General features: G+C 47.6%; 19 protein-coding genes. 7 read left to right on the forward strand and 12 right to left on the reverse strand.

Annotated elements, in window-relative coordinates:
• The first annotated feature begins 21 nt into the window (after nt 1–21).
• Nucleotides 22–339 (forward strand): cupin domain-containing protein, encoded by a 318-nt coding sequence (locus SG35_RS14040; protein WP_044832814.1) that lies wholly within the window; start codon nt 22–24, stop codon nt 337–339.
• Between the two features lie 39 nt (nt 340–378).
• Here the strand turns inward: SG35_RS14040 and SG35_RS14045 are convergent, their stop codons facing one another.
• Nucleotides 379–885, reverse strand: coding sequence for a GNAT family N-acetyltransferase (locus SG35_RS14045; RefSeq protein WP_053043029.1), 507 nt, complete (start codon nt 883–885; stop codon nt 379–381).
• A 722-nt stretch (nt 886–1,607) separates the two neighbouring features.
• On the reverse strand, nt 1,608–2,414 hold the full coding sequence (locus SG35_RS14050) for a glycosyltransferase family 2 protein (protein ID WP_160298296.1): 807 nt from the start codon (nt 2,412–2,414) through the stop codon (nt 1,608–1,610).
• 240 nt (nt 2,415–2,654) lie between these two features.
• On the opposite strand from SG35_RS14050, the gene SG35_RS14055 reads away from it, so the two are divergent.
• On the forward strand, nt 2,655–4,049 hold the full coding sequence (locus tag SG35_RS14055; protein WP_044832815.1) for a glycosyltransferase family 25 protein: 1,395 nt from the start codon (nt 2,655–2,657) through the stop codon (nt 4,047–4,049).
• On the opposite strand, the gene SG35_RS14060 is transcribed toward SG35_RS14055, so the two are convergent.
• Nucleotides 4,046–4,945 (reverse strand): glycosyltransferase family A protein, encoded by a 900-nt coding sequence (locus SG35_RS14060; RefSeq protein WP_053043031.1) that lies wholly within the window; start codon nt 4,943–4,945, stop codon nt 4,046–4,048. The two genes, SG35_RS14055 and SG35_RS14060, sit on opposite strands and share 4 nt — an antisense overlap.
• Nucleotides 4,946–4,961: 16 nt before the next feature.
• Nucleotides 4,962–5,828 carry a phytanoyl-CoA dioxygenase family protein gene (locus SG35_RS14065; RefSeq protein WP_044832816.1) on the reverse strand — a complete coding sequence of 289 codons (867 nt, stop codon included), beginning with the start codon at nt 5,826–5,828 and terminating at the stop codon, nt 4,962–4,964.
• A 222-nt stretch (nt 5,829–6,050) separates the two neighbouring features.
• Here SG35_RS14065 and SG35_RS14070 point away from each other — a divergent pair, with 222 nt between their 5' ends.
• Both SG35_RS14070 and SG35_RS14075 read left to right on the forward strand, forming a co-directional pair.
• The gene (locus tag SG35_RS14070; protein ID WP_152646618.1) at nt 6,051–6,509 is read left to right on the forward strand and encodes a hypothetical protein; all 459 of its coding nucleotides are present in this window, start codon (nt 6,051–6,053) and stop codon (nt 6,507–6,509) included.
• A 20-nt stretch (nt 6,510–6,529) separates the two neighbouring features.
• Nucleotides 6,530–7,057 (forward strand): hypothetical protein, encoded by a 528-nt coding sequence (locus tag SG35_RS14075; protein ID WP_044832818.1) that lies wholly within the window; start codon nt 6,530–6,532, stop codon nt 7,055–7,057.
• Nucleotides 7,058–7,154: 97 nt separating this feature from the next.
• On the opposite strand, the gene SG35_RS14080 is transcribed toward SG35_RS14075, so the two are convergent.
• The 7 genes from SG35_RS14080 to SG35_RS14110 form a co-directional block, all read right to left on the reverse strand.
• Complete coding sequence (locus tag SG35_RS14080) at nt 7,155–7,553, reverse strand: RidA family protein (protein ID WP_044832819.1); 399 nt, start codon at nt 7,551–7,553, stop codon at nt 7,155–7,157.
• Nucleotides 7,554–7,603: 50 nt separating this feature from the next.
• A complete protein-coding gene (locus SG35_RS14085) occupies nt 7,604–8,392 on the reverse strand; it encodes a hypothetical protein (RefSeq protein ID WP_044832820.1) in 789 nt (262 codons plus the stop codon).
• 26 nt (nt 8,393–8,418) lie between these two features.
• Nucleotides 8,419–9,270 carry a phytanoyl-CoA dioxygenase family protein gene (locus SG35_RS14090; RefSeq protein WP_053043032.1) on the reverse strand — a complete coding sequence of 284 codons (852 nt, stop codon included), beginning with the start codon at nt 9,268–9,270 and terminating at the stop codon, nt 8,419–8,421.
• A 210-nt stretch (nt 9,271–9,480) separates the two neighbouring features.
• Nucleotides 9,481–10,320 carry a polysaccharide deacetylase family protein gene (locus SG35_RS14095; RefSeq protein WP_152646619.1) on the reverse strand — a complete coding sequence of 280 codons (840 nt, stop codon included), beginning with the start codon at nt 10,318–10,320 and terminating at the stop codon, nt 9,481–9,483.
• 38 nt (nt 10,321–10,358) lie between these two features.
• Entirely contained in the window at nt 10,359–12,002 is a 1,644-nt protein-coding gene (locus SG35_RS14100) for a cytochrome c/ABC transporter substrate-binding protein (protein ID WP_044832821.1), read from the reverse strand.
• Nucleotides 12,003–12,032: 30 nt separating this feature from the next.
• On the reverse strand, nt 12,033–12,668 hold the full coding sequence (locus SG35_RS14105; RefSeq protein WP_053043034.1) for an SCO family protein: 636 nt from the start codon (nt 12,666–12,668) through the stop codon (nt 12,033–12,035).
• An 11-nt stretch (nt 12,669–12,679) separates the two neighbouring features.
• Complete coding sequence (locus SG35_RS14110; RefSeq protein WP_044832822.1) at nt 12,680–13,486, reverse strand: SCO family protein; 807 nt, start codon at nt 13,484–13,486, stop codon at nt 12,680–12,682.
• A gap of 276 nt (nt 13,487–13,762) precedes the next feature.
• On the opposite strand from SG35_RS14110, the gene SG35_RS14115 reads away from it, so the two are divergent.
• Nucleotides 13,763–14,668: a TauD/TfdA family dioxygenase gene (locus SG35_RS14115; protein ID WP_160298297.1), complete on the forward strand. Its 906-nt coding sequence runs from the start codon at nt 13,763–13,765 to the stop codon at nt 14,666–14,668.
• 73 nt (nt 14,669–14,741) lie between these two features.
• The gene (locus SG35_RS14120; RefSeq protein ID WP_044832824.1) at nt 14,742–15,467 is read left to right on the forward strand and encodes a hypothetical protein; all 726 of its coding nucleotides are present in this window, start codon (nt 14,742–14,744) and stop codon (nt 15,465–15,467) included.
• 74 nt (nt 15,468–15,541) lie between these two features.
• Here SG35_RS14120 and SG35_RS14125 read toward each other — a convergent pair whose 3' ends face one another.
• On the reverse strand, nt 15,542–16,426 hold the full coding sequence (locus SG35_RS14125) for an ABC transporter six-transmembrane domain-containing protein (protein ID WP_063888648.1): 885 nt from the start codon (nt 16,424–16,426) through the stop codon (nt 15,542–15,544).
• A gap of 336 nt (nt 16,427–16,762) precedes the next feature.
• Between SG35_RS14125 and SG35_RS14130 the strand changes: the two genes are divergently transcribed.
• Nucleotides 16,763–18,238, forward strand: a complete 1,476-nt coding sequence (locus tag SG35_RS14130; protein WP_044832888.1) for a DegQ family serine endoprotease — start codon at nt 16,763–16,765, stop codon at nt 18,236–18,238.
• Nucleotides 18,239–18,268: the final 30 nt, after the last annotated feature.

Below are 18,268 nucleotides of genomic sequence, written 5' to 3' on the forward strand. Positions count from 1 at the left end.
AACTGCCCGGAGATAAAAAGAATGGATAATATATTTGAGCATATACCCGCAGATTTAAGCGAAGAAGTCTTTCAGCAACTGGCAGGTAATGACAAGGTACAGATAGAGCGTATTGTCTCTAAGGGACAGAGTTCGCCTGAATCAGGATGGTATGATCAGGCGCATAACGAATGGGTTATGGTATTAAAAGGCCGGGCAAAACTCTGTTTCGAAGATTTAAGCGAGATCACCCTGGGCCCGGGTGATCATCTTGATATCAAGGCGCACCAAAAACATAAGGTCAGCTGGACCGATCCCGATGTTGAGACCATTTGGCTGGCGGTGCACTACCAGGACTAAGCCGTTTTTATAAAGGACTTAACGCTGATATGACAACGGCTAAAGCTTGAGGTGGTAAAACAAGGTCTTGTTGTCGTGGTTCTTTACCTGGCAGAAACCGCATTTTTCCAGCAGCGAGATTGAAGCCCTGTTGTCTGCGGCAACACCGGCATTTAAACAGGAGATGTTTTTGCTGTGTTTATAATATCGGATCAGGGACGTTAGCATTTCCGTTGCATAACCTTTGCCCCAATATTGCTCAGCCAACAAATAGCCGATATTGATTGCTGCTCTGCCTTCTGCCGCGCTGTGGAGCAGGATAACCGCGATGATTTGCCGCGCTGGTTTTAACTGCACGACAAGTAACTCACTTTCTGCCAAAGTTTGCTGCAGCCAGAGCAGCGCTTTAGGACGGTTATTTATCCCGTGAAACCTTATCGGCAAGGGTTCTGCCACTTTCGGGGTCAGCAGTGTTGTCATCGCATCCGCCAGAATAAGCTTGTCCTGTGCAAACAGCTCTCGGCCCCGGCAGAAAGTCAGGCGCTCGCTGCTAAATAAATCAGTCATGCTCTTTAACCAACATACTTTGAAGAAATGTTGTTTTCATTTGATATCCTTTAATAGCCGGCGCTGCAATGGCGTACAGACTGAGATGACCAAACATGATCAGGGTTGCGGTGGCCAGGGCGCCTATATCGGTTTAATGTTTAATGTTTGATTTTGGTATTATGCTCCCTTAATTAGACCTTTTATATGGCGGTAATTGTGCAATAATCGGCTTATTGTTTGAAAGCGTTATTTGACTTTGCTGCTTCGTGAAATGAATAACGCGTATTCCTGTCAGCACATGAGCCCGTCTCCCTTAAGGGGGGCCGAAGCGGTACATGGCTGTGCATCGCATTTAGCTACTCTGGTAAAAAAGAGAGGGGATATTCCATTGGTCTGTGGATCAACTGAAACCGTTTAACCCGGGTCTGTTTAAGGGGGGTGGACTCTAAATTGTCCATCAGCTAAATCGTAGAAGAACAGGGCTGGGGCGATACCAGATATTTTATCTGACAGTTTAAAAAAGCCTGTGGCAATACGCCCGCGGCATGGCGACAGCACTGGCGGTACAAACTGCAGATAATAAAGACGTTAAATCCTTACTTTCATATGGCCTGTTATCGCCAATATTGTTACTCAGCATGCCATTAACAGCGGGCTTTCCTATCCCCCTATATTATGTCTTTGCCGGATATATCACTATCATCAGCCAAACCGCACAAGACAGCGAGCGTTTTGGGCAACTAACACACCATTTCCGGTTTTTCACTCAGGTGTGCGACTTCTTCCCGGGAGCGTTGGCATACCTTGGAATATAATGCCAGGTGAGCCGGTGTCAGCTCTCCGGTAGCTTTGAGGTAGTTGATGATCCGGGTTCTCAGCTCAATAAAACGCCAGCTGTTGTCCAGTAAATTCGTTTGGGAAATACTGCCGGGATTGGCCGTTATCAAGGCACCTGTCTGGTTATCAAAGGCCAGTTTATGGTTATTCTTTAACAACCGGTACATCAGCTCATATTCCTGACTGCTTTTTTGTCTCACTGACCAGCCCCCCAGGGCAACCAGCGCGCTTTTGCGAAATAGGTTGGCGCTTGTTCTGCCAAGCTTTGAAGCGATTAAGCCATGCCAGTGATCATTATCCGGGTAATGCATTGAGCAATCCCCGCCCAGGTTTTGATATTGGTAGGCCCCCGCGATAAAATCAGCATTGTTTTGGGTCAAAATACCGCCCTGGCGGCAGAGTTTGTTTTCAAGTAAAAGATCATCGGCATCAAGAAACTGGATATATTCCCCCCGGGCAATTTCCAGTCCCTGGTTTCTGGCATTGGCGGCGCCTTGCCCTTGTTCGACGTCAAGGTATTCTATCTCTCCCTGAGATGCCAGCGAGGATAATATTTGCGGCGTGGTGTCGGTTGAATGGTCATTGACACAGATAATTTGCAGGTCAACATTTTGCTGCCGTGTGGCAGAGGCAACGGCATCTGAGATGCTTGCCTGGGCATTGAAACAAGGAATGATCACTGAAACACACAAGCTTTGCCTTTTAGTCATATTAACATCCATATCATTAAGCTTAAGTAAAGGAGAAGAGAAATACCTCATCTATAAAAATAGATGACTTTTTCAGTTATTGTTATCTATTTGTTATCTATACTGAAAAAATAGCTTAAGCCGGGGCAGTGAGTGATTAACCAGTTAAGAACAAGCTAAGAATACATTAAAATATAATATTGTTCCCGGCAGGACAAGTCAGTAAATGCTTCAACAATCCATCAGGGAAGGGGAGTTAATATGCTTTCGCATGATCAGCTTGATCTTAGGGTTACGGCTTCGGAGCATGAGCCTAACCGTCAAAGCCCGGGTGTCAAGGGGCGCAAGATCAATGATATTTTCCCGTTGATCGTTTGCCTGAACCTGAAAAGACGCAGCGATCGCCGGCAACAGATGCAAGCACGTTTTGCCGCCAATCAGATAGAAGAGGTCGTATGTTTTGATGCCATCGACGGCACCCGGCTATCTATTCCTGATCGCTGGCCGTCAACTCCCGGGGCATACGGCTGCCTGCAAAGCCATGTCGCTATCGTTGAATATGCCCGTCAGCTGGGGGTCAGCAGTGTGCTTATTTTTGAAGATGATGTTGAATTTGCTGAAGACTTTCAAAATAAACTTTTTGCCTTACTGGAGCATTTGCCCGCCAACTGGCAGATGTTTTTTTTCGGTGCGATCGAGCTTGAAGATCCCCTGCCGGTTTCTCCGGGGATCACACGTATCACCAAGGCATATTCCACTTTTGCCTATGCCATACACCAGAGCCTGTTTGAGCCCTTTATTCAATTAAACAAAGGCTCACAGCAGTTGCTCGATATCAACAGTTTTATACTTCAGCAAAATCATCCCTGTTATTGTGCCCATCCTTACCTGGCCTGGGTGGACAGCGGCTATTCTGATGCCCAGGAAAAAATCGAAAATCATTGGTATTTACGCGAATCCCTGGTTTTGTTCGGACAAAGTGCCAATCGTCTGCTGGAAAAAACCTGTGTTCTTATCCATTTAGCCAGTAATGCCAACCAGCTTGCGCTGGAGAATTTATATTTCTTACTCGATTATTACTGTGAATATTTTCAGGGCTATTTGTCGGTTTGCATTCTTGAACAGGGCAGGCACTCCAGGCTGGACTTTACTCGAGTGCCAAAAAACTCCCGCCATATGTTATTTAGCGGCAATAGTACCAGGGAGCAAAATTTTGCCCGGGCGGCAGGCAAGCTGGCAAAAGCGTTTGACTATCTGGTGCTTTCAACCAACGGCATATATTTACAGCCGATGGACTTTCGCGGCAATTTGCAAATGTGCCGACGTTATCAGCTCGCATCCGGCTTTTCCCGTCAGATAAAGTTAACGGGAAAAGACAGTCAGCTCTTGATGGAAAACCCCGATGGCAAGGGACTGGATTTAACTTGCTATCAAAGCGGTGATAAAACCAACAGTGAATTTTATTGGCGGCAAGTATTCGTTGACAAACAGTTTAAGGCAGATGACTGTTATTTCTTTATTGAAACCAAGCTCTACCTGAGCCTTTGTCAACATTCGCTTGTAAAAGGCAAGCAGGCTGTTATTGAGCTTTGTCGCCAGGAACAGGAACGGCCTTATTATCAGGCGGTCAATAACGCCTTGTTGTTATCTTCCTAGTTATCAATGCTTGGCAATTGATTATCGCTAGAGAGTAATTGGGCCAGTTGCTGCTCGGTGAGTTTGCGCATACGATTAAATTCTTTGTGCAAGTATTGCGGCAGCTCGGGTAATAGCCGGGTGCGCTCCATGACCGTGCGGCGGTTCTGCAGCAGGCTTAAAGTTTGCTTTAAGCTTCTGGTTTTGCTGGCAGCGGCGCGCTCTACCCGGCTGGCATCGTCGAAGCTGCGTACATGGGCAAAGAGTGCCGGAGTTACCCTGACCCGACAAAACTGGTACAGTTTAAGCTCTAACTCCCAATCTTCGCAGGAGATCAAATCATCGGCGAAAAGCGGCAACCCCAGGTCCGGCAGTAAGTCACGGCGTAAAGTAATAGAGCAGGTTGCCACCGAGTTTTCACAATTAGTCCATAACCAGTCGCACTCTTTAAGCCAGCATTCGCGTTTGTTACAGCTTGCTTGCAGGCCGTTAAATTCAAAACGGCTTTGCTTGTTTGCTTCACCTTCGGCAAAACTTAAACTGTCAGAGATGACAACTTGGGTTTGTGGAAAGCGGGCAAAGATGTCAAGTTCAGCTTTGAATTTACCCTCGAGCCAGAGATCGTCCGAGTCCAGAAAGGCCAGAAAGGTGCCACTTGCCAGGGCAACCCCCTGATTGCGGGCATAACCGCTGCCTTTTCTTTGTCTGAGCCTGCGATAGACAAGGGTACCGGCCTTTATCGGCCTGGCATAACGTTGTAGCAATAGTGTCCGGGTATCGTCGCTGGAGGCATCATCTATGACGATCACTTCTATGCTGCCATCAGGGCCTTGGCGCAGTGCGCTGTCAATGGCATCACATACCCAGTTGGCGCGGTTCCAGCTAGGTATGATCACGCTAAGCAAAGGAGCTGTCATCACTATGGGCCTGCGGTTAAACCGGGGAAGTATCTTCGGCTTCTTTTAACCGGCGAATGCTGTGGCCAAGGACAAGTTGGTAATTGGCGATCGCTTTTCGGGTTGAGCAGGCCTTAGGTTCATAAATAAAATTAAGGGCCGGGCTTAACCTGGCATTGCCTGCTATACGGGCTACCGGACTTATGCTTTTTTGCAGCGCAGGTGTGGCATAGCTGGCGGAAAAACCTATGCGTGGTGATGAACTCAAGTTAGCTTGTGAGCCGTGAACCATTAGCGGATGATGCACACTCATAGAGCCGGCAGGCATTTCGATATCGATGGCATTTTCAATCACCGTTTGCGCGGTAGTACCGCCATAGGTGAGGTTATTGGCGTGGGGAATTTTAGGGTGAGGCAACAGGCCCTTTATATGTGAGCCGGGAATGAATTGCAGGCAACCATTTTGTGCATAACTGGGGGTCAGGCCAAGCCAGATAGTAGGAACGTCAGGACTTTCTTCCTGCTCGGTAAAGCCGTCCTGGTGCCAGCCGACAAAACTATCGCTGTTTGGATGTTTATAAAAAAAGCGTGTTGATTTGAGCAGGACATCTTCCCCAATCAGCTGTCGGATGATATGAATGATTGCCGGATGGGTGCTGAGCTGCCAGACCCAGGGAAAGATCTCATGGGCGCCGTCAAAGCGGCTGATATTTCCCCCCAACTGATTACAGGTGAGCATAAGATGATGGCGGAAGTAGCTCAGCTCGGCTTTAGATAAAATCTCAATGCCGCTGATATAACCTGACTGGTGATAATTTTGCAACTGACACTGACTGAGTGTCTTAGCAGGACGGGGTTGGCGAGTGAACTTAGCATTATTGGCTTGCTGGTTAGTATTTTCCATAATATTTTCTTCAATTATTATTGGTTGGTAGCTCAATAAGCAGAAAGATAAACCTTGTTTAAAAACACACCTTTATTTATCTGTACATTTTTTGTGCTGGCCGGGGCCGTCGATTTGATTATAGTTTATAATCAGGAATGCGACATTAATGACAGCCAGTCGTTAACCGGAAGTGAAAGCTGCTGTCAAATGGAATATTTAGGGATAAAACCAGGAGGGATCATGAATTATTCATTATATCTATCATCCGAAGAGCAAGCTGCTCCCACTGAAAATGCTCCGGCCACTAGTGAAAAGATAAGCAAACCCCAAGGTTTTGCCTTGCTAGGTTCCTGGGCTAACACCAATAAAACCAGCCAGGAAATTAGAAGGTTTGAGATCCGGGAAAAAGTCCCCGGTGACAAGGATAATGTGTTGTTGCTCAGGGTGTATTCGGCAGCAGATGAAGGAGAGAAAAGCTGGGGCGAAACCGAGATCACTACCTTATTTGAAGATGATATCAACAAGGCCGGTTTTGATGCTTTTGTTGCTGATTATCGTTTTGAACATGAACTGGTACGTTTGCAGGCCAATATGAACCTGGGCTTGATCATTATGACCGCCTTGCATACCTATAAAGGCGATGGCGACCACAAAAATTATTTTTCCAGAGAATATTTCAGACGGCAAAGCACAATTTAAATCAGGGAAGTGAGAATCCAATGTCAAAGCTAACCATAACCAATGTGATTTCGGGGCAACAAGTCATAAGCCGTAAAATAGCACCGCAGCAAGTAAAAGGTATCACCGAAGAAGGTAAGAGTAATAGCAAGCGAACATCCACCAATACCCGCAAACCAACTTTGGATAAAATATCGACAAGCGAGTTTGAACCAAACGTGGAGGAGCCGGTTTTACTTTTGGGGAGATGGCTTAATACCGAACCTGGGAGCAAAGGTTTTTGCGAGATTGAGTTTTTAGATGCCAGGCACCAGGTTAAAATGCGCGCTTTTGGTTTGGATGAAAAGGGCAACAAGGTGGAATTAGCCGAAGTTGGCGTAGACATCTTTTTTGACAATGACATTTCTATCGGAAATAAATTTTCTGCCAACTTTGATTTCCCCTCAATTAAAGCCAGCCTGCACGGCTGGGTGAAACAAGGGGTGTTGGTGATATCTGTTTTTAATGTCTATAAAAACAGCGATAACGGTCGTAATTATTTTTGCCGGGAATTTTTCTATGCAGCCTAGCCTGGCCTGAAATTGTCCCGGTTTTGCTTTGTGTTTAAAGCAAGTCATATATTGGCGCTGAAATTCAGGTCAATTCATGACTTGATTAACCTTCTGCTTATGTCGGACTGATCGCCGTTACCTCTATCATTAACAGTGCACCTGCCGGCAGGGCCGGAACCTGAAAGGCGGTACGGGTTGGTTTTGCCGGAGTCACCGTATCTCCCGGCAGCCAGGCGGCATATATCTGGTCTATTACCTTATAATCTTTAATATTTGCCATTAATAAGGTGACTTTGGCGATATCTCCCCGGGTGCAACCGGCACTGTTGAGTACGGCATCAATATTAGCCAGTGTCCTGTGGGTTTGCGCTTCAATGCCTTTTTCCATTTCTCCGTCTTCATTACGCCCGGTTTGCCCGGATAAAAAGATAATATCGCCACTGGCACGGATGCCCTGGGAATAGGTGCCAAGCACAGGTGCGGCGGCATTGGTCTGGATACGAGTTTTATGCATGGAGTGTGTCCCTTATCTGTCTGTGCTGTTGTGCTTTTCTCTGGTGAAGGTTAAACCGATTCGGTCTGTGCCAGGTATTCTGCGCTCAAAGGAATTTCGACATTTAATTTGACCGGCTTGCCTGCCATATCGCTCAGATCAAGCAATTGCGGTAATTCCGGGTGAATGATCTGCAAAATGACCACATTGGCGGGATCGTTAAATTCCAGCTCAAAAAAATGAAATTGGCTGATGTTGGAAGCGTAAATCCACAGGTTGTCCTGCTCGCGGATATAGCGGCTGAAAGAGCCGCTTTCCATGGGCTCAGTGCGAATTTCCGTCGGTGTGTTTTTTAAGATGTCCTTGGTAAGCTGGAAGTTATCCAGGGCTATTTTCCAGCTTTGCTGATAGGAGCGTTTGCTCGAGCCCCGGGTGCGGGGCAACCTTCCTTCTTGTTTCAAGCGGATATTCTCACGGATGAAGGCCTGTTGCTCATTTTCTACCGGGTAGTCGGCATCGGTTAACCGTTGCAGAAACACTTCCTGACTGTCGCTGCTCAGCCAGTTGTTGCGGATGAGATGGAAATAGCTGATTGCTGCCGGGTTAATATCAAAAAAAGTGAGTTTTTTTGGCCGCCATAAGGGCAGCAGGTTGAGGCCATATAAACCGCCGACCACGCTGATCATATGGATATTATCACGGCGTTTGGGCTCGACCTGATAATAGTGATGTTCAAATTCTTTGAATTCTCCAAAACTACCGTCCTGATCGCCGTCATCTGTGCCATAAAAAACGTTTTCAGGCACATCATGATAGATTTCGCGGTTAAAGGCCCTGGGGGCAAGTTTTTGCTTTTTCATGGTGTTTCATCCGTTAATTATCGGGGTTATTCTTGTGTTTCGATATGCCAGGGGACTGGCTCGGGGTCAACCTTGTTTTTCTTTGCCCAGGTCTGCAATGCCCAGGCGGGGGTATCGATGTCGGTATAACCCCCCAGCAATTGCCGGGTCACGGGATCAAAAGATCGCAAGCGTTTTTGATCCCGATTGTCCAGGTAAACTTCCTGTTTCATCCAGCGGTAGGCATACCCGAACATCAGCACCTTAGAGACGCGGGTACTGCGGTTCGGGGAAGCGGTGTGGTAGATGCGGTTATCGAATAAAAAGGCATCACCGGCGTTGAGTTTGAGGTCGCAAATTTCCAGGCCCTGGGGGTCTATTGCTCCTTTGGGTATCACCAGGGGGCCGTTGAGCTCCTGGCTGCCGCGGGCAAGTAAGGTTAAGCCGCTATTTTTTTCATGGAAATCGGTCAGGCAATAACATACTTTTATCCCCACCCGGGGGAGATTCTTGTGGCCTAAGTCCCGGGGGATACGGATATCCCGGTGCCAGCCGCGGCGCATTGGCGGCAAGTTGGGATCGCTCGGGCGTTTGTAAATAAGCGCGGTGGAATGCAAATGAATATTCGGGCTGAGCAGCTGGGTCACTAAAGGCACAGTGCTGGCATTGGTGATCAGCTCTATTGTCTCGGGATATTTCAATAAACCCGGCCTGAGATCGAGCTGATTATACTCCGCCCTTAGCGGCACATCATGTTTGTCGAGAAAAGCCCGGGCTTTATTATCGGTAATTTCTGTCAGTGCGCTGACCTGCTGTTTTGACAGGGCATTGGCGACCACCAGAAATCCGTCACAATCAAAAGCTTTGCGTTGCTGTGTTGTCAGTTGGCTAAAGTCCATATTCACAGTTCCTTTGGATACGGGCGTTCAAAAAAGAGGGCATTGCAGCAGCAGAGCACAGTTAAAATAAGGTTGTTTTTGTGCCCATTTTTAAACATTACCTAGTTGAACTTAGGTAGGGATCCCGGATAAGTCAATGGCATATATGAATAAAACACAAGTGTAACCGTGTATGGCGACTGCCTTGTCTTAATAACAAGGGTTTAACCTTCAACCGTCCAGGGTTTTAAAGGATCTGAGCTTAATATTCATGGAGGCTGTCAGTTTGCCGAGGTCAAAGTTCATCAAAGCATGATACTCCGCCACCCTGTCTTGCGCCTGATAGGTGATAGTCGCCAATTCTGTCCCCGGTTTTACCGGATGGGCATATAAATAATGCAGTCCTGCGGGCAGGTGACTGAAAAAGGCTTTGACTACCTGCTCGCCTTTATTTAGCGGCAGTCGGGAAATACTGTCAAACACAGGTAACCCCAGCTGCTTTAAGCGTTTGTCCCAGTGATGACAAACTTTTGCAGGCAAGCTATTTAACTGTTGCCGGCTAAAGACTGCAGGGATACGATGTTCCAGCGCCAAATCCAGCAGTACCGGTAAAAACTTGGCCTGCTGGCAGGTAAACATATGACCGTCGAGATGGCTGGGGACAAATCCCAGGTTTTGCGCCAGTTCAATTTGTCCATTGAGCTCGGTTGTGACCGTTTCAATGCTGGCCTGCTCACAGACATCAAGATTACATGGGTGGAAATATCGGCCACTGGTATCGGTTAAACCGGAGTTTTTTGCCACCGGTGTTACAGGTCCCCAGCGGTAGCCGGCCCATTCGCTGGTTAAGGTTAAGTGCAGGCCCAAGTCCGCTTCGGGGAGTTTTTGTTGTAACTGGACCGCCAAAGCAAACCAGGGGCAAGGGGCCATTAACGAACCGGAGATGATTTTTCCGCTGCGAAACAGTTTGGCAAAAGCACTGATGCCGCCCTGGACCATGCCGATATCATCGACATGTAAAATGACATTGACTTCATTCAAATCCATAGTCTTGGTTGTCAGAGTGATCACTGTCTTTCCTTATTCTATCAAGTCTGATTTTTGGCCTTTCATTCAACTTCCAGCCAGTTTGATACCGGAATTATGGTTTTATTCACTAAATCCAGGGAAACCACATAAGCGCCCGAGGTGCCCAGGCGGCGGTTAGGACCGTAACTTATCGGCCGGGTCAGCGAGGTTTCAAACTTGTATAACCCTTCCATATTGGCGATGAGCTTTGTCGGGGTCAGCTCCCGTCCTGTGGTCATCAATCCCTGGCGCAGTAAAATGGCTGAGGCGAGTGCCAATAACTGACTGTTTTGGTAGTCCGGGCTTAACTGATATTTTTGTGACAACTGCCGAAATAAAGCGATGCCGCCTTTTTTATAATCAAAAGGCAGGTTCGGCAGGGCAATGAAAATCTTTTCATTAAATTTCAATGGACTGGCGAGTAACGCGTTGCCAAATTGACTGCCCGGCAGCATCACATAAGGCCACCAGGCAAGGGCATTGGCCTGACTGATAAAGCGCTGCTGGTTCACAGATGAGCCCAGCAGGTAAACCAGGTTATAATCTTGTTGTTTCAGCCGGGTTAAGATGTCTTTGAGCTTTTTATCTGAGAGCATGGTATCGAGCAAAACGATATGATTTTCCTCTGCGCTGAACTGCTGTTTCAGCGGCAGATAACCGGCACTTGCCTCGATTAAAATCACTGGCTTTAATGTTTGCTGCTTCGGGCTGTTTTCTGCGTTTGAATGTTGTTTGAAATAATCTCCCCGGCTGAAGCTTTGCAGGGCGGATAACTGCCGGGATTGACCCGATAATAAATAAAAGATATTCGGGTTGAGGGGAAATTGTGTTTCAGGCCTTGGAGAGAATGCGCCGATCACGGGGATGCCTGAGCTCAGGGTAAATTCTGCGACCAGTTTTTCTATTTCTTTGAGCTCGCTGGCAACAAAGGCAAATAGCTGGCTGTTTATTAAGGCTTGCCTGAACCGGGCCAGCGCTTGTATGGAAAAATCTGCCGGCCCCGGGATAAAAACGGCTTCGATTTCCCGCTGGTAGATACCACCTTGCTGATTGATTTCGCGAAAGTAACTGTTAAGCAGTTGTTTAATCGCCTGTGATTTTGCTATTGAGCCTTTTTGTGACTTTTGCGGCAAGGCTTTTTTCGGCAAGATAATGCCGATACGGATCTTATCCTGCCAAACGCCGCTTACCCGGTAACTGCCCAAGCCAGTTAAAAAGGCGACTAAATCCTCCATATCCTGGTGGCTGAGCTGGTAACGGGGCATGATTTGACTCAGGGGGGCGCCCCCGGAATCCACTCCCAGGCTAATGGCTTTTTTAATCGATTTGCGATCATAGGCCGGGGCCGTTTTACCTGTGTTATCTGTAGTGCCGTAGGGCCTGGTCAGGGTCGACCAGCGAATATCCGCAGGTGAAACACCGCCTTCTCTGGTGCCCTTGCCGTCATGCTGGTGACAGTTCACACAAGGCATCAAGCTTGCCGGCAGGCTTGCTCCGCTGCCTAGCCTGGCCTCAATATCCCGTCCGGAAAGGCTTTTCCCTGTCAGGTAGATGGCTTGCCCCCGGCGCTGCTGGGGGGTTAATTCAGCACTTTTTTCTTTTGCCGTGGTGACGATAAGGGCAGTGGTATCCGGGCAAAACATACTTGCCAGTATGGCCAGTACAAAAGGCATCAATTTGCTCATTTGCTGTTGCTTCCTGGTTGGCGTATTAGATCAGTCAAGGGCAGCGGTCACAGGTAATTTATCTGTTAACACTTCCCGTATCAGGGAGTCGAGGGCATCGGGTTTAGCCAGCAGGAAGGCCTTTTTCCATAAGCCGGTGGCTTCGTTTCCCAGGATCAGGGTATTTTTATGATCTTCGATGTCATCAACATAATGACCGAGTTTTTTCAGGGCAAATTCAACATTCTCCTTGCTACCTGAGATAAGCTGCCAACCGGGGCCGGTGTTGAGCTCCCTGGCATAGGCTTGCAGTTTCAGCGGCGTATCTGTTTCGGGATCCAATGAAAAAGATAAAATAAATAAGTTTTTCCCCATGTCATCGGCAAAGCGCTGCGCAATACCGGTCATCAGCTTCATGGACACCGGACAGGCGCTTTTACAGGTGGTAAAAAAAGAATGAATGATCACCACCTTATCCTGTAGCAGATCCGTATATAATGCCTGTTGCCGGCCAGCCTGGTTTATCAGGGTGACATCGGTAAAGTACTGCCGGGCCGGTTTTTCACTTCCCCCGGAGCCGGCCTGGGCGCCAAAGATGAACAGCAAGGCCGCCATTGGCAGCACACGGGCGAAAAATACCGATGTTAGCCTGGATTTTACTCTGGTTGCAGCTATCAATACCGACATAAGGATTTCCTTTATTGTTGCGGACTCAGGTCTTTAGGGGAATCTATATGGCTTGCTGCCAGAGGCGGCGGACTGTTGATAAGGGTATCGACAAGTTTTGCTATCGGGCGGGGAGAGCCAAGCCCGGAAAGCCGGGTCCAGGAGTTTTGGCTGACGCGCCCCACCAGGGTAATAGGGGTATGCTCCTGCAGATCCGGGGTAAAAAGGCCGGTAGCTTTTAATAATTTATCAATATTGGCCCTGGAGCCGGTTAACAGAGTCCAGCCCGGGCCTCCCTTAAACTTATTTTTAAAGGCGCGCAGCTGATTCGGTTCATCATTGACGGGATCTATGCTGACGGATAATAATAAGACATCCCGGAGTACTTTTTCTTTGCCGAAACGGCGCTTTAACATGTGCTGCAGCCGGGTATATTGCACCCCCATCACGGGGCAAACCGTGGTACAGCGGGTGTAGATGGTGTTAATCACTACGATTTTATCCTTGATGACATCATCCATCAGCGCCACTTCTTGCCCTAATTCATTGGTCAGTGTGATATTGGGGATAAAAACAAGCGGTTTGGCGGTGATTTCGGCTTCTTCTTCGGCCCGGTTCATCTGCGCCAAATGCTGACTGTGATCCAGTTGCTGCTGTAATTTCTTAGTGACCTTACCTTCCTGGGGCGCCAAATGGTTCACTTTGATATTTTCTGGTAGTGTAGCGGCGCTGCTATCAAGAGAGCAGAGTGCAAAGGCCATGGCCAGCATAAGGCTTAACCACACAGCCTCAGGAGTTGAAGACGATATATAGCTTTGATATTCGGTGTGCTGTTGCATGATGTCGCTTCCTGCGCCTGGCTGGTTTATTTCAGTTAACTTGCTTAATTGTTTTACGCCAGGTAAAGCTTCGCATTGTATTTATCTGGCTCATGTTAAGACTAGTACATGCACCGGGCGATTCCAAATTCCCCAAGGTGAATCCACAGCTAGATTAAGAGCTTGTTTCTCTGATATTTTTATCGTTTTTCCTGCAGTAATATTATTGTTATCTGTGCATTTATGGTCTGTAATGTAGATATTCATGGATGTTTTTTAATCAAAGTTATCAATATCATGAGATCTTTACCGGAAAGTGCCATTATCCAGGTGGCAGATAACAAAGCGGCCAGGCTGTTATCGGCCAGCGAACAAATGACCCCCTATAGCAACAGGGATTACTACCAGGCGCAAATTCAACTGGATGCTTATAACTGTTTACGGGGTAGCTGTCCGGATGAATTTGACACCCTGCAGGAGTTGATCAAAAGCGCCTTGCAACACCCTCCCTATAGCGTGCTGATCAAAGGGTTACAGTTTGATGATCATTACCGTTTATTGGTGGCATTAAACCGCAGCTTGGGGAAACTGGTCGCCCGGCCATTTGATGAAAATACTCCCAGGGCACAGCTCATTCACCATGTACAACCACAAACAGATATCAACAACCAGAATAAAACAACAGATGCCGTTGCCAAACTCAGTGAAAAATTGCACATCGACGGCGCCGACCGCCTGGTGCCGGTACGTTATGTGACTATGCAGTGCGTACGGGCAGACAGCCGGGGAGAAGGGCGCTCCCGCTTACTGGATATTACCGGTTTTAGAAGTCTGCTTGAGCACGGCGACATTAGCTCACAGCAAATCTCCCTGCTGGAACAAGAGCCTGTGCCCTGGCAAATAGCGGATTATCTTGGCGGAGGCGTCAGTTGGCGGACGATATTGAGTGACAATACCCTGAACTGGCGGCGTTATAGCATAGCTAGTGCTCTGGCAAGTGAGGATATCAGCTTATCCGAAAAGATGATGAGAACCCTGATACAGGTGGAACAAGTGATCGAACAGAGCAGCCGGCACCATTTTGAATTTTTAATGGTGCCGGGAGATTTTTTAATTGTTGATAATCTCAAGTGTTTACATGCCCGCTCAGGGATCAGCAACCCGGATACAAACCGGCTGATGTACCGAGCCTGGGTGGAATAAATGAAATATGCCAGCCGTTTGAGAAATTACAGGCGCAGCAATATACAATTAACCTGGTTAACCGGAGCATACCATGTCAGATCATAACTTTAGCAACTGCCCGTCCTTTTGCGGCGCCTTACAGCACCCCGGGCTTGCCGTTAACTTTGACCTTTATGTGGATTATTCCTGCCGGGAAACCACGGAAGATCAGCAGCGAATTGAAGCGGTACTTGAGACCATGATTGCCGAAAAGCAAATTGTCAAAGGCAGCCGGATATTACATGTAGGTGTCGGTAATTCCCAGCTTGCCGCCAAGTTTATCCCTCGGGGTCTGGTGGTTGACGGTGTCACGGTTTCCGGGTCCGAAAAGCATTTTGCCGAGTCTTTAAAGCTTAAAGGCTACCAGGTATATGTGACCAACAAATATCACCGGGACTTTGCCGGTTGTTTTGAACAAAACCAGTTTGACTATATCGTCGATAACAATCTCGCCTCTTTTAGCTGTTGCCAATACCACTTTTACCAGATGCTGGAAAATTATCTTGGCTGCTTGAAAACCGGTGGGAAAATTCTCACCGACCAAAGAGGTATGGATTGGGCATTGGCGGGACCTGGTTTTATTCTTGGTTTTGATGAGCTGCGCCAGGCGGTGGCTCCTTTGCCGCTAAAAGTTAGCCGGTTAACCGATATGGTCTATGTCCTTGAATTGTTGCCGGCAAATAATAACAAGCGGCAGGAGTTGTCTGTTTATGCCAGGCGTTGTGATGACGGCGGCCAAGCCTATATTGAAACATTTATTCCTCAACAAGGCGAATAAAGGGCCTGCTCCCAATGCAGTTGCAACAATAAAGGCGCTTTATTTATCATATAGCCGCAGCAATACCGGGGAGCTTAAGCACTGGTATCTGTTTGCGCAGGCTCTTGCACTTGCCTGGGGCCGTTAAGCCTTTGGCTGATATTTTTTAACCTCGACCAGGTTTGCAGGGATACGGGCAATAAAATTGCCGCTTCAACATATTCCCAGGAATAACTGACAATGGAGAAGATTTTACCGCTGCTCAGCTCTAATAATCCTGCTGCCAGCCATAAGTTGGTCACCACAAAACCGCATGCCAGCAAAAAAATAAGCCCGTACACCAGGGCTTCGGTGTCGGAAAGCTTGACTTGATACTTTTTCAACCGCAGAAGGTGAGCCAGCAAGGGCCTTGAACCTGCTTTAATATTTGCCACCTGTTTTTCCATTTGCCCGTTAAGCTTGCCGTTTAGTAGGTAAAACCGCCTATCAAACAAGCCATAAATAAACAACATTGCCAAGGTCAGTGCCAGGGCGGCAGTGGCCAGCTGCCAGTGAAAGCTGCCAAGTACGACCAGGGTGACAGTGATCTGGATCACCGCCGTCATCAGTTGCGGCAGTTCATGCTCTAAAAAGTCCACTAATTCTCCCCCCATATCCAGCCGGGCGTTTCTTACCGAAACCGGCTGCAGATCATGCCGGTTATCGACGGCCATGCCTAAAGATACCCTGATATCGCCATAAACCCGGGTATCGTAAATACGCCTGAGCACAGAGATCAGGGTAAGCAATACCAGCAATGCCCCGACAAACAATAGTGCTTTTGTGCCGCCGGTAAGTAAATCGTCGATGGCAAAGCCTATATACAGAGGCACCAGGGCCAAGAGGACATTTTCCAGTGCGACCAGCAGCCAGGTGCAGATTAATTTCACCGGGAAACGTTGAATAATAGCCAGGATACCTAGCTGCGTAGCTGACATCATAAAGCAGCTCCCGGGAATTGTTGATAGCAGATGAGTACGGCTTTCATTGGTTTTCCTTTGCATAAATAGTGAGACACATGCGTATCATACAGGTAAAATAACAGTGAGACAATAATGTCTCACTGGTGGTGTTTAAAATTGCCGTTCAGAAAAGACATGAACAAGGGAAAAGTTTATTAATCATGATTAGCAATCAGATATTTACCAAGGAAGTGTCTGAAACTCTCCATTAACTCCTAAGAGACACTATACTCAATGAGACAGCTTGCCCGGCTGCTCACTGTGCCAGGCAAACAGATGTCACTGCCTTCATCCTTTGATCAATACGGAGCAGGTATGAAAAGAGTCAGCGTCAGCATTCCCGCCACTTCCTTATTATTTCTATTACTGTTTTTTATGACCCCGGTGCAAACAAGTAACAATGAAATCAAGTCATTGCAACAAACCGGTAAAGCCTTTGCGTCAATAGCGCGTGCGGTATCACCCTCTGTGGTCTTTATTCAGGTGGAGGGCAAGGCGATATCACGCTCAGACCCCAGGTACTATTCTCCTTTTGGTGATGGTTGGCCTTTTGGCGAGGACTTTTTAAACGAATTTTTTGGCGATCGCTTTCGCGGCTTTCAACACCCCAAGCTACCTAAAGATCATCCAAAAATTATGGGGCAGGGGTCCGGCTTTATTTTTACCAACAAGCAAGACTCATCCGGCGATAAGAGTTATATTCTGACCAATTACCATGTGGTGAAAAATGCCGACAATATTCAAGTGACGCTCAAAGACGGGCGTAAGTTTTACGCTGAAATTACCGGCAGTGATCCGCAATCAGATCTTGCCGTGTTGGCAATCAAGGCTACTGATATACCGCCCCTGGTATTGGGGAACTCATCAAGTTTAGAAGTCGGTGAGTGGGTGGTGGCCATAGGCAACCCTTTTGGCTTAAGTCACAGCCTGACGGTCGGTGTGGTGAGCGCCATAGGACGCAATAGCCTGGGGCTTAACGATTACGAGGACTTTATTCAAACCGATGCTGCTATTAATCCCGGCAATTCCGGCGGTCCCCTGGTGAATCTTAACAGCGAAGTGGTGGGGATAAATACCGCGATATTTTCAAGAAGCGGTGGTTATATGGGCATAGGTTTTGCCGTGCCAATCGATCTGGCAAAAAGTATCGCCCAACAACTGACTGCTTCGGGTAAGGTTACCCGGGGTTATCTGGGGTTAGTGATCCAGGACTTATCTTTAGCCCTGGCAGAATCATTTGGGCTTGACGGTCAGGACGGCATATTGATCTCCCAGGTGATTCCTGATTCGCCGGCAGATGAAGCCGGGTTAAAGCAAGGTGATATCATCACCGCTTATCAGGATAAAGCGATCTCCGATGTCGGCACCTTCCGTAACCTGGTGGCGATGACAGCTCCCGGCAGTAAAGAAGCAATAACCATTATTCGAAATAGTAAAACACAAGCAATCCAGGTAAAAATAGGCAAGCAAAGTAAAACACAAAAAACGGCAGCCGAAATTCAAAGCAGTGAAGAGCTGGGATTACATGTTGAATCCATTACCCCCTATCTTGCCAGGAAATATGATGTCACCCCGGGCAGAGGTGTGGTGGTCACCCGGATCATTCCCGGCTCTGTGGCGGCCATGGCAGGCATAGAGTCCGGCTCGGTTATTTTACAGGTAAACCGTAAAGATGTTGATACCGCTGGTGAATTTAAACGGGCAATAGATAAGAGCCGCAGCAATAAGTCGGTATTGCTGCTGGTAGAAAAAGATCATCAGCAGCGCTACCTGGTATTAAGCTGGCGATAATGCTTGCTGTTTAAACCGTTAATAAAAGAT

It is taken from the genome of Thalassomonas actiniarum, from assembly GCF_000948975.2.
Taxonomy (GTDB): Bacteria; Pseudomonadota; Gammaproteobacteria; order Enterobacterales; family Alteromonadaceae; genus Thalassomonas; species Thalassomonas actiniarum.